We start from the raw sequence: 12,108 nt of genomic DNA, 5'->3' as shown, positions 1-12,108 counted from the left end.
GCGCGATGAAGATCGACAGCTATGCCGGGCAAGCCGTGATGATCACCGGCGCCGCGAGCGGTTTCGGCGCGTTGCTCGCGAGCGAGCTGGCCGCGATGGGCGCGCGCGTCGCGCTCGGCGACCTGAACGGCGAAGCGCTCGAACGCGTGGCCGCGCCGCTGCGCGCGGCCGGCGCCGACGTGATCGCGCAGCGCTGCGACGTGCGCGTCGAGGCGGAGGTGGCCGCGCTGGTGCAGGCGGCGGCCGAGCGTTTCGGCCGGCTCGACGTCGGCATCAACAACGCGGGCATCGCACCGCCGATGAAGGCGCTGATCGATACGGACGAAGCCGATCTCGACCTGAGTTTCGCGGTGAACGCGAAGGGCGTGTTCTTCGGGATGAAGCACCAGATCCGCCAGATGCTCGCGCAGCGCGCAGGCGTGATCCTGAACGTCGCGTCGATGGCCGGGCTCGGCGGCGCGCCGAAGCTGGCGGCCTACGCGGCGTCCAAGCATGCGGTGGTCGGGCTCACGAAGACGGCGGCCATCGAATACGCGCGCCACGGCATTCGCGTGAATGCGGTGTGCCCGTTCTACAGCACGACGCCGATGGTCACCGACAGCGACATCGGCGACCGCCAGGACTTTCTCGCGCAGGGCTCGCCGATGAAGCGGCTCGGCCGGCCCGAGGAAATCGTCGCGACGATGCTGACGCTGTGCGCGAAGGAAAACACTTATCTGACCGGGCAGGCCGTCGCCGTCGACGGCGGTGTCTCGGCCTTCTGACCGAACCGAACGAACGGAATCGAGGAGTCGATCATGGACTTTGGCTACACCCCGAAAGTGGAAGAACTGCGCAGCCGCGTGCGCGCATTCATGGACGCGCACATCGTGCCGCGCATTCGCCAGTGGAACGAGGAAGTGCACGCGGGCCAGTATCCCGTGTCGTTCATGGAGGAACTGAAGGAACGCGCGAAGGCGGAAGGGTTGTGGAACCTGTTCCTGCCGCACCTGAAGGACGACGAGCCCGGCATGGGCCTGACGAACCTCGAATACGCGCCGCTCGCCGAGATCATGGGGCGCGTGGGCTGGGCGTCGGAAGTGTTCAACTGCAACGCGCCGGACACCGGCAACATGGAGCTGCTGCACATGTTCGCGACGCCCGAGCAGCGCGAACAGTGGCTGAAGCCGCTGTTGCGCGGCGAGATCCGCTCGGCATTCGCGATGACGGAGCCCGACGTGGCATCGTCGGATGCGACGAACATCACGACGCGCATCGAGCGCGTGGGCAACGAGTACGTGATCAACGGCCGCAAGTGGTTCATCACGAACGCCGCGCATCCGAACTGCAGGATCCTCATCGTGATGGGCAAGACCGATCCCGAGGCCGCGTCGCACCAGCAGCAGAGCATGATCCTCGTGCCGCGCGACACGCCGGGCGTGACGATCGTGCGCAACATCACGGTGGTCAATCACTACGCGCCGGAAGGGCATTGCGAGATCACGTTCGACAATGTGCGCGTGCCGGCGAGCAACCTGCTCGGCGAGGAAGGCAGCGGCTTCGCGCTCGCGCAGGCCCGCCTCGGGCCGGGCCGCATCCACCACTGCATGCGCTCGATCGGCGCGGCCGAGCTTGCGCTGGAGCTGATGGTCGACCGCGCGCAGTCGCGCGTCGCGTTCGGCAAGCCGCTGAACAAGCACGGCACGGTTGGCGAATGGATCGCACGCTCGCGCATCGAGATCGAGCAGGCGCGTTTGCTGGTGCTGAAGGCCGCGTGGATGATCGACAAGGTCGGCGCGAAGGCTGCCCGCAAGGAAATCTCGATGATCAAGGCGCTGGTGCCGACCGTCTATACGGACGTGTGCGACCGTGCGATGCAGGTGTTCGGCGCGGCGGGGTTGAGCCCCGATACGCCGCTCGCCGACCACTGGACCTGGGGTCGCGCGCTGCGCTTCGCCGACGGCCCGGACGAGGTGCATCTGCAGGCGATCGCGCGAATGGAAATCAAGGACGGCGAGCCGGGTTCGACGGCCGCGTACCTGACGCCGCCGCCGCGCGGCTGAGCGCCGCGCCACGATGCGCAGGGCCGTGGACGAACGGGAGGCGCACGCCGTAAGATGCCGGCAAGGAGAACCGGCGATGCGCCTTTCGAAGATTGACCTGAACCTGTTCGTCGTATTCGACGCGATCTACACCAAGCGCAACCTGACGCGCGCGGCCGAGGTGCTGAACCTCACGCAGCCGGCCGTCAGCAACGCGCTGGCGCGGCTGCGCAAGACCCTGAACGATCCGCTGTTCGTCAGCACGCCGGCCGGGATGATGCCGACGCCGCTGGCCGAGAACATCGTCGGCCGCGTGCGCGAGGCGATGCAGTTGCTCGATTCGAGCGCGCACGAAGGCGACGTGTTCGATCCGGCGTCGTCGACGCGCGTGTTCCGGATGAGCATGAGCGACCTGACCGAGGCGCTGCTGTTGCCCGCGCTCGGCGAACTGCTGCAGACGCATGCGCCCGGCATGCACGTGCGCAGCTACACGATGGATCGCCGCGAAGTCGCGACCGCGCTCGCGAACGGCTCCGTCGACATCGCGATCGACGCACCGCTGATCGGCGATCCGCACCTGCACCAGGCGCTGCTCGTGCGCGACCGCTATGCGTGCATGATCCGCAACGATCACCCGTTCAAGGGCGACACGCTCACCATGGACGACTACCTTGCAATGGGGCACATCCACGTGTCGAGCCGCCGCAAGGGCAGCGGGCACGTCGACGCGGAGCTGACGCGCCTCGGGCTGCGCCGCACCATCCAGATGCGCGTGCAGCACTACATGGTCGCGCCGCTGATCGCGATGCGCGGCGATCTCGCGCTGACGGCGCCGCTGCGGCTGCTGCAGCGCTATCCGGCGCGCATTCTCGAACTACCGTTCGAGATGCCGGGCCTCGAATACTTCTGCTACTGGCACCGCAGCGCCGATCAGGACCAGGGCAGCCGGTGGCTGCGCGAGCAACTGGTGAGGCTGATGGGCGGGATCGGCGACGCGCAGTGATGCGTGTGCGGGGCACGCCAATGGGGCGATGCGGCAGCGGTGCCGTGCCACCGCCCGTCCCGGTCGAATGCGCGCCCGTCACGGCGCCGTGCGCTGCCCCTCTCTCGGCCCGTGCCCCGTCCACCGCTTGAACGCGCGCCGGAAGTTGTGCGCGTCGCTGAACCCGACTTCGTGTGCGACGTCCTCGATCGACAATCGCGGGTTGCTCAGCAGCGTGAACGCGCGCTTCCTGCGAATCGTGTCGATCACCGTCTGATACGACACGCCCTGATCGGCGAGCCGTCGCCGGAGTGTGCGCTCGCTCATGCACAGTTGCGCGGCGATCGCCGCGAGCGACGGCGCATGCCGCAGGTCGCGCCGCATGATCCGTTCGATCGATTCGAGAAATTCGGTGCCTTCGGGTTCGGGCGGCAACGCGTCCTGCAGGAATTCGAGTGCCTGGCGATGCGCGAGCGGATCGTGGGTCGCGATTGGGCGGTTGCCGAGCGCGGCGTCGCATGAGAACAGGTTCTGCTCCTGCTCGAACCGCACCGGGCACGGGAACACGCGCGCGTATTGTTCCGCATAGGCCGGCGGCGGGTAGCTGAGATCGACGACCTTCGGCTGGAACGCGGGGCCGACGAGCGAGCGCCCGATCTTCATGAAGCTGCCGAACGCTTCCTCGACGAGGAACGCCTCGATGTCGGGTTCGAGGAAGACGTTGGTCGCGCGGATCGACAGCGTGCGTGCATCCGACGTCACGTCGAAGCGCAACAGCGGCCCCGTATGGCGCTGCAGTTCCATCCCGACCGCGATCGCTTCCTTCAGCGTCGGGCTCGTCAGCATCGCGTAGCCGACCAGGCCGATCGACGCGATCGTCTCGCTCGTGCCGAGTTCGAGGCCGAGCGCCCGCCCCGGCGCCATCTCGAGCGCGCGGCGGATCATCGTGCTCGCCTGGCGCAAGGAAATCCGGCACGAGGGATTCGACAGGTCCGCGACGTCGAAACCGAGCCCGAGGCACAGCCGCGTGGGGTCGATGCCCAGTTCCTTGCTTGTCTCCGCGAGGCACCGCAACAAATGGACCGGCAGATTCGCCGTCGTATAACGGTCGGGTTCGTCCATGGATGCTCCGTATTTTTTTCCATGGATTGTACTCGTCCCGCCCGGCCGGAAACCCGGTGCCGCCCCGGCCGCGATTGCCCACATCCCGCGCGGCTCTGCGTCAAAAGTAGTGGCGCAGGCCGACCGTCGCGCCGAGCTGCGTGGTGCTCGTGCTCGGCGACTGCCCGTTCACGCCGACCAGCTGCGCGCCGACCAGGCCGCCGCGATAGATCGCGTAGTCGACTTCCGCGTAGAGCATGCTGCGCTTCGACAGGCTGTAGCCGGCGATCACCTGGAACTGGCGCGCGCGGCCGTCGAAGTCCGGCGTGTAGCCCGACTGCGTGGTCCACCACGCGTTGACGGCGGCCGTGAACGCCGACGTGAACCGGTAGGTCAGCCCCGCGAGCGCCATCTTGCGGCGCCGGAACCCGCCGGGCGTCGACGGATCGACCACCTGCGCGGGCGAGATGATGCCGAGCGCGGCGAGATCGGTCGGGCTGAACGGGCCGTTCGCGAACGACGTGAAGTCGTTGTCGCGCGCGTTCTCGATATAGCCGGCGTTGACGGTCGCGTTGCCGAGCGTGATCGAGCCGCCACCGCCATAGATGTCGAATTTCGCGTGCGTGACGTCGTCCCAGCTGCGCATGAACGACGCGCCGACCGTGAACGGCCCCTTGTCCGGCGCGTAGGCGACCGCCGCGCCGGCCTGGCCGCCGAGCACGCCGCCGCCCGCATGGCCGCCCGGCGCGTACTGCGCGAGCAGGTACAGGCCGCCGAGCTGCGCGCCGTACTGGATCATGTTGCTGGTGCGCGAGCCGGCGAGCATCGTCTGCTCGGGCTTGAACAGGTTGAAGTACGGGTCCTGCGCGCCGGCCCACAGGTTCGAGCCGTAGGTCAGCGACACCATCTCGAACGGCACGTTGTACTGGCGGCCGAGCGCGAGCTGGCCGAGCGACGTCGACGTCAGCCCCACGTACGCGACCTCGAAGAAGTTCGGCGAGCCGGCCGGCACGATCGCGCCGCTGTTCGGGCCGAAGTGACTTTCCACGTTGAACTGCGCGGACAGCCCGCCGCCGAGATCCTCCTGCCCCTTGAGGCCCCAGTAGCTTTCCGTCAGGCCGCCGCCGTCCGCCATCGAGATCTTGCGGCCCGTCGACACTGGCGCACCGTCGGCGCCGTAGGACACGCCGTGCGTTTCGTAGCGGATGCCCGCATCGATCACGCCATACAGCGTCACGTTGCTTTGCGCGTGCGCGCCGGTACCGGCCAGGACCAACATCGCGCTGCACGCGGCGCGAACGCATTCGTGGCGATTCATTTTTATGGACTCCGCATCGACATGGGGACGGCGGCTCGTACCGCCGGAAACGAATGGTGAAAGCCAAATTTGCATGGGCCAAGGCTGCGGCGGCCATTCGCGTGGTGCGTCGCGGCCACGCCATGGCGCACCGCGGTCAGGGCGACGGCGACGCGCGCGCCATCGCACCGGGCGCCGCGCGGCGCAGCGCGAGCCGCACGAACGGGGCGGCCGCCAGCACGGCCACGCACAGCACGTGGGCGACGCGCGAGCCGCCGAAGCGGCCGAGCAGCGCACCCGACAGCGCGGTGCCGATGCCCGCCGCGAAGAACGTGACGACGAGCGTGCGCGCGACCAGCGATCCGTCCGGGTCGACGTCGGACAGCATCCCGGTGAGGAACGGCACGATCACGAAGAACGCGCTGTTCAGCACGAACTGGCTCAGGAAGTACGCGCTGCCGCCGCGCGCGCTGAAGAACCATTCGATCGACGCGATCATCGCGAGCTGCGCGGCCCAGATCAGCGCGAGGCGGTGCGGGTGGCTGGCCGGATGCGACGGAATCGCCGCGCCGACGAAGCCGAGCAGCGACGACACCGACAGCAGCACGCCGATCGTCGTCGGCGACAGCCCGGCACGCTCGCCGACGAAGCCGGCGATCGCCCATTGCGACGCCTGCACGCCGTACACCAGTGCCGTCACGACCCAGATCGCGATCACCGGCCGCCACGGCAGCGTGCCGGCGCGCACGTGGGTCTGCGCGGGTGCGCTCGCGAACGCGTCGATGCCGCGGATCGCGGGCGCCAGCACGGCGACGACGGCCGCCAGCAGCGCGAACACCCCGTGCCCGAGCCAGCCGGCCGGCAAGGCGGAGATCAGCACGAGGATGCCGCCGTTGATGACGCCCGCGAGCAGGTTGATTTGCCCCCACAGGCGGTCGGTCGACGCGCGCTGCGACACGCCGGACGCGACGACGACGAACAGCATCCCTTCGAACAGTCCCGTCATCCCGCGCGCGAGCGCCGCGGACGCGATGCCGGGCGCGACCGCGCTGAGCGCCTGCCCGGCGATCGTGCCGACCAGGCCGGCCAGCGTGAACGGCCGCGCGGCGCGCGCGATCTGGTGCGACAGCAGTGCGCAACTGATCGCGATGCCGAGGATCTCGGCGCTGACGAGCGCGGTCGCGGTGCCTTCGTCGAGCCGGAAGCGCGTCATCACGGCCGCGACGAGGAACGGCGACAGGATCAGGCCGTTGGTGGCCGCCGCGAACGCGAGCGCAAGGCGGACGACGGCGCCGGTCGACGGATCGGGGCGCGACTGCGCGGCGGCATGCAGGGTGGCGGTGCTCATGAAGCCTCCTGGTTGGATCGCGGTCGATCGTGTGCGATGCCGGCCGTTTCGTGCATCGGGTGTGTCCCTCGGCGGGCCGGCGTGGCGCGCGCGGTTGAAGCGACGCTTGCGCCTGCGTGTTGCGGCAGGCCGAACAGCGTGCGCAGGTACGGCGTCAGGAAGCGGCCATGCGGGTCCATCCGTTCGCGCAGCGCGAGGAAATCGTCCCAGTGCGGATAGCACGCCGCAAGCTCGACGGCCTTCATCGCATGCACCTTGCCCCAGTGCGGCCGCCCGCCGTGATTGCGGCAGATTGCCTGCACGCCCGAGAAGTACGCGTCGAACGGCATCCCGCGATACTGGTGCACCGAGATGCGCACGCTGTCGCGGCCGTAGTCGGGGCTCAGCCAGATGTCGTCGCCGCGCACCCAGCGGTATTCGATCGGGAACATCAGCGGGAAGCTGCGGCGCGCGATGAACGCGCGGATCTCGCGCAGCGCATCGGCACCGCGTTCGGCCGGCACCGACCATTCCATTTCGTTGAAGCGCACGCGCCGCACCGTCGACAGCATCGCGTAGCTTGCATCCACGTGGCGGCCGGCCGACACGGTCGATGCGCACAGCCGGCTCAGCGCCGGGCACAGCGACGGCACGCGCCGGCCGAGCCCGCACAGCGCGCCGAACACCGTGTTCTCGAGGAACGACTCGGACGCACGGCGCGCCCAGTGCACCGCGTCGGCCGGCTCGTCGGTCATGTCCCAGGCCTTGGTCAGCACGGTGTCCGTATGCGGGAACCAGTAGAACTCGAACGAGCGATGCTTCGCGATCAGCGCATCCGCTTGCGCGAGGCAGTCGTCGAGCCGCATGCCGCCGCGCTCGAGGCGCAGCTTGAACGCGGGCACGAGGCGCAGGCCGATCTCCGTCAGCACGCCGAGCGCGCCGAGCCCGATCCGGCCGCCCGCGAACAGGTCGGGATGCGTGTCGGCGCTCGCGCGGATTTCGTTGCCGTCCGCGCACATGAAAGTCAGGCTGTCGATCTGCGTCGACAGGTTGCCGAGCGTGATGCCCGTGCCGTGCGTGCCGGTGCTGGTCGCGCCGGCGATCGACTGCACGTTGATGTCGCCGAGGTTCTCCATCGCGAGGCCGTGCGCGGCGAGCGCCGGGCCCAGCGCCCACAGCCGCGTGCCGGCATGCACGCGCGCGACGCGCCGGTCGCGGTCGACGTCGATCACGCCCTGCATCGCGTCGAGCGACAGGATCACGTCGTCGGTCTGCACGAGCGGCGAGAACGAATGACCGGCGCCGGCCGCGCGCACGGTGGCGCCGGCGGCCGCCGCGTCGCGCAGCACGGCCGCGAGCCCGGCGGCCGACGCAGGCGTCGACACGGTTGCATCAGGACTGCAGACATATCCCGACCAGTTGCGCCACATGGCATTGTCTCCGTGGTTGTCGTTTGAACAGGTTGAACGGGTTGACGGGTTTTGAACGACGGGCCGCGCGGCCCGCTAGAAAAAGCTCTTGCCTTCGCCGCGATAGGTGGGCGCCTCGCCGACCACGCGGCCGCCGCGGATCAGCAGCAGCGTGTTGAAGCGCTCGCACAGTTCGCCGGCCTTCGCATGGCGGAACAGGATCGGATCGCCGATCGCCGGCGCGACGCCGCGCGGCACGCGCACGGGCGTCTGCACTTCGCCCGCGCCTTCGTTGTCGATCAGCGTGCAGCCGGCCGGCAGCCACGGCCGCGGCAGGCGGCTCTTGCCGGCCGGGCCCGATGCGATATAGCCGCCGCCCGAACAGGTCACGATGCCCGGCCGCGGAATCCGCACGACCGGCAGCGCGAAACCGGCGGCCGGCTGCGCATGAAACGCCGCGTAGTGATCGAACAGCGCGGGCGCGTAGAGGCCGGAGCCGGCCGCAAGCTCGGTGACCGACGCGTCGCCGAGCGTGCTCTCGATACTGCCGGTGCCGCCGCCGTTCACGAAGCGCAACGTGAGGCCTGCCGCCGCGAGCGCCTGCACGGCCGCCTGGCGGCGCGCGTTGATCTCGCGCGCCGAGCGGCGCTTCAGGTGACGCACCAGCGCGTTGCGTGCGCCGCTGCCAGGCTCCGTGTCGGCCACGCCGGCGATCTGTCCTTCGTAGCCCATCAACCCGTCGAGCCGTACGTGCCGTCGCTCGGCGATGCGGTTCGCGAGCGCGAGTGCGCCGGCCGCGTCGCGCACCGGCGAGCGGTACATGCCGAAGTACAGGCCCGGATATGCGGACGACATGTCGAGATCGATCGCGAGCGGGATCGTCACGCGTTCGTCGTGGGCAACGTGGTCGATCGCGTCGACCTGCGCGGCGTCGTCGACCATCAGCGTGATCGAGCGGCCGCGCCTGAGCTGCGCGGCCACCGCGCGCAGGTCGGCGGGCTCGACGGTCGGATACGCGACGACGATGTCGTCGAACCCGCCGTCCGCGAGCCACGCGGCTTCCGCGGCCGAGTAGCACAGCAGCCCCTGCATGAAGGGGCCGGCGGCGAGCACCGCGCCGATCAGTTCGCGCGAGCGCACCGACTTCGTCGCGAGCCGGATCGGCAGGCCGCGTGCGCGGCGCTTCAGGTCGGCGAGGTTCGCGTCGAGGCAGTCGAGGTCGACGAATGCGGCAGGTAGCCGGCGGCCCGCGAGCGCGTCGCGATAGGTCGGATAGTCGTGGACGGCGGTGGGTGCGCGATGCGGAAGGTCTGCACGGCTCATGGAACGGGCTCGGCTGGGTGGGGTGGGCGTCGCGCCGACCGTTCGGCGCGTGTCGGAAACCAGCATAGGGCTGGCCAAAATGACGACCAAGCGCTCAGCGGGTCGTTCGACGGGTCTTATCCGGCCATCCGTATCGGTCACGCCGATGCATGGCCCGCGTGCTGCGCGCGGCTGGATCACTGCTTGCTTGGTGTCGCGACGCACATGGCGAGTGTTGGCTCGAACCGCCGCCGGACGGGCGTGGCGCGCGACATGGCGCGCTTGGCCGAACGACCACGAAATGCGTTTCAAACGTCTTGGGGACGTGGCCGCCGCGAGCAGGTTTAGTGCCTGCGTTCTAGTGCCGCTTTTGACGGGATGCCGGATTCGACCTAGAACCTACTCGCGGATGCACCGGCGAAGAACGGCATGACGTGACGAGGAGGCGACGTGAAGAAGAACAGGGCACTCTGGCGGCGCACGGGCGCGATCGCGGCGATCGGCGTGACCGTCGTTGCAGTCTGGCGATATGAGGCGGCGACACCGGCGCACGCCGCGTCGTCCGACGCAACGACCACGACGGCGAGCGCGCAGCCGGACGCGGCCGATACGTTCGGCACCGGCGCCGCGACGCCCGGCCCCGAGGAGCGGCGGCTCGACGTCGACGCGCTGCGCCGCAGCCTCGCGGGGCGCCCCGATGCGGATGCCGAAGTGAAGCGCATCGTCGCGTTCGCGCGCTTTCGCGACGAGGTTGCCGCGTATGGGAATCGCCGCAACAGCATGCCGCAAGCCGAGCGCGCCGCACTCGCGCGCCGGATTCTCGACGAACTCCCCGGCCATGTCGCGCGCAACGAGATCGTGCCGGTGCAGGCGGAGGCGCTGAGCGCGGCGCTGCTCACCGACACCGAAGCCGATCCCGCGACGCGCAGCGCGGCGATCCGGTCGATGCGTGCGCAATGGGACACCTATGCGCAGCAGACGGTCGGTCCGTCGCCGGCGCAGGACCCGCGCTATCTCTCGTACGAACAGCAGAGCCGCGACGTCGTCCGGCAGGTTCAGGCGAGCATTCCCGATCCCGACCGGCAACAAGCCGTCATCGCGCAGCGCCTGCAGGCGTTGCGGGTCCAGCTGTTCGACGGCGCTTCATCGTCCGGCGTGCACTGAGCGCCGAATCCGCGACGCCGGGCTTGAGCCCGGCGGCCGCGCCATGTCCATCGACAAGGAGGGGGAGATGTCCACAGCACGAAGCCTGCTGCGCGCGGCCGTTGCCACGTTGCTCGGTTGCGCGGCACTGAACGGCCACGCCGCTGATACGACGATGCCGGATCCGTCGATTCCGTATTATTCGTGGTACGAAGTGACCTTGCCGGAGAGCACCGGTGCATCGTGCGGCAACGGCACGCCGATGCGCTTCTACGTCAATCGCGCGCAGTCGGACAACCTGCTGTACATTATGGAACCGGGCGGCGCGTGCTGGGACTACGGCACCTGCACGCAGACGTCGACCGGCGCCGAGGCCGGCCTTGGCGGCTTCAACCCGGACGGCATCCCGCACAACTACATGAACGGCACCGCGAATCAGAGCCTGTTGTCGTCGTTCCTGTCGCCGCTGCTCACGCGGATGGATCTCGCGCATATTCTCGTCGGCGAACCGAAGGTCGAGACGCAGCAGTGGACACAGGTTTTCGTGCCCTATTGCACCGGAGATATCCACATGGGCAGCGCGGTGCGCAACTACACGTCGCCAAGCGGCGACTGGCGGCTGCAGCACTACAGCGGGCTGAAGAACATCCAGGCCGTCGCGCAGTGGCTGACGTCGCACGGCTTCGGCAAGCCGAACCGTCTGCTCGTGTACGGGATGAGCGCGGGCGGCTACGGCACGCTCGCGAACTACGCGACGCTGCGCAACACGTTGCAGCCGCAGGCGCATAGTTCGCTGCTCGACGACGCCGGTACCGTGTTCAACACGCCGTTCGACGCGGACGCGGCCACCCATCCGTCGGTCGGCCTGTACGACCGCGTGCGCACCGAGTGGGGGATGACGGGCCCCGACGGAATGATCACCGTGAACAGCCGGCTGACCAGCCATTTCGATCCGGGCAACATGGGGAGCGCGTATGCGGCGCTGTCGGCGACATTCCCGCACGACCGCTTCGGCTTCTCGAGCTACCAGCGCGACAAGATCATCGCCGCGTATCACTATCGCGCGTTCGTGCCGGCCGTGATCGCGGCGCCCGACGATGCGACGAAGGATTCGCTGTCGCTTGCGATGTTCGCCCAGGAACTGGACGGGCTGAGGCAGACGCTGAACCCGTTGCCGAACTTCGGCTACTTCATGCCGTGGGCACGCAACGACTTCATCGCCAACCACCAGGTGACGGCGGTCAGCTTTACCGGGTCGGGGATCCACGAGCACGGCGTCGACGCGGATATCGGCACCTTCGTCGACAACCTGCTGAACCAGCAGGACCCGGCCGACACGCCGGTGATGAAGGCGTTCCGCACGCAGCAGTGGTCGGATTTCACGTTCTCGACGTTTCTGGCGTGGATCGACAGCATCTTCAACCTGACCGGCGAAGCGGGGCCGATCTCGGGGCACCGGGCGTGACGCGAAGCGGCGGTTCGCCCGAGCGGGCGACCGCGGCGCAGCGTGGCGGCCGGATGTCGTG

The 12,108-nt window shown here is 69.0% G+C and carries 10 protein-coding genes; 5 read left to right on the top strand and 5 right to left on the bottom strand.

What is annotated here, in order from left to right:
• The first annotated feature begins 5 nt into the window (after window positions 1–5).
• The 3 genes from CFB82_RS32810 to CFB82_RS32800 all read left to right on the top strand — a co-directional run bounded on the left by CFB82_RS32810 (window position 6) and on the right by CFB82_RS32800 (window position 3,024).
• A complete protein-coding gene (locus tag CFB82_RS32810; RefSeq protein ID WP_089486723.1) occupies window positions 6–764 on the top strand; it encodes an SDR family NAD(P)-dependent oxidoreductase in 759 nt (252 codons plus the stop codon).
• Between the two features lie 33 nt (window positions 765–797).
• Window positions 798–2,042 carry an acyl-CoA dehydrogenase family protein gene (locus CFB82_RS32805; RefSeq protein WP_089446849.1) on the top strand — a complete coding sequence of 415 codons (1,245 nt, stop codon included), beginning with the start codon at window positions 798–800 and terminating at the stop codon, window positions 2,040–2,042.
• 76 nt (window positions 2,043–2,118) lie between these two features.
• The gene (locus CFB82_RS32800) at window positions 2,119–3,024 is read left to right on the top strand and encodes a LysR family transcriptional regulator (protein WP_089446850.1); all 906 of its coding nucleotides are present in this window, start codon (window positions 2,119–2,121) and stop codon (window positions 3,022–3,024) included.
• Window positions 3,025–3,102: 78 nt separating this feature from the next.
• On the opposite strand, the gene CFB82_RS32795 is transcribed toward CFB82_RS32800, so the two are convergent.
• From CFB82_RS32795 to CFB82_RS32775, 5 genes are all read right to left on the bottom strand, one after another.
• Complete coding sequence (locus tag CFB82_RS32795; RefSeq protein ID WP_089486722.1) at window positions 3,103–4,125, bottom strand: AraC family transcriptional regulator; 1,023 nt, start codon at window positions 4,123–4,125, stop codon at window positions 3,103–3,105.
• Window positions 4,126–4,225: 100 nt separating this feature from the next.
• On the bottom strand, window positions 4,226–5,422 hold the full coding sequence (locus CFB82_RS32790; RefSeq protein WP_089446852.1) for a porin: 1,197 nt from the start codon (window positions 5,420–5,422) through the stop codon (window positions 4,226–4,228).
• A 136-nt stretch (window positions 5,423–5,558) separates the two neighbouring features.
• The gene (locus CFB82_RS32785; RefSeq protein WP_089446853.1) at window positions 5,559–6,749 is read right to left on the bottom strand and encodes an MFS transporter; all 1,191 of its coding nucleotides are present in this window, start codon (window positions 6,747–6,749) and stop codon (window positions 5,559–5,561) included.
• Window positions 6,746–8,158: a D-arabinono-1,4-lactone oxidase gene (locus tag CFB82_RS32780; RefSeq protein ID WP_089486721.1), complete on the bottom strand. Its 1,413-nt coding sequence runs from the start codon at window positions 8,156–8,158 to the stop codon at window positions 6,746–6,748. The genes CFB82_RS32785 and CFB82_RS32780 overlap by 4 nt, the downstream gene beginning before the upstream one ends.
• Before the next feature lie 75 nt (window positions 8,159–8,233).
• Window positions 8,234–9,460 carry an amino acid deaminase/aldolase gene (locus CFB82_RS32775; RefSeq protein ID WP_089446855.1) on the bottom strand — a complete coding sequence of 409 codons (1,227 nt, stop codon included), beginning with the start codon at window positions 9,458–9,460 and terminating at the stop codon, window positions 8,234–8,236.
• A gap of 429 nt (window positions 9,461–9,889) precedes the next feature.
• On the opposite strand from CFB82_RS32775, the gene plcR reads away from it, so the two are divergent.
• Entirely contained in the window at window positions 9,890–10,603 is a 714-nt protein-coding gene (plcR, locus tag CFB82_RS32770; RefSeq protein WP_089446856.1) for a phospholipase C accessory protein PlcR, read from the top strand.
• Between the two features lie 67 nt (window positions 10,604–10,670).
• Window positions 10,671–12,047, top strand: coding sequence for a pectin acetylesterase-family hydrolase (locus CFB82_RS32765; RefSeq protein WP_089486720.1), 1,377 nt, complete (start codon window positions 10,671–10,673; stop codon window positions 12,045–12,047).
• The last annotated feature ends 61 nt before the right edge of the window (window positions 12,048–12,108 follow it).

Origin of the sequence: Burkholderia sp. HI2714, assembly GCF_002223085.1 — a bacterium.
In the GTDB taxonomy this organism is placed as follows: Bacteria; Pseudomonadota; Gammaproteobacteria; order Burkholderiales; family Burkholderiaceae; genus Burkholderia; species Burkholderia lata_D.
This window is presented reverse-complemented; position numbering and strand designations above follow the sequence as displayed.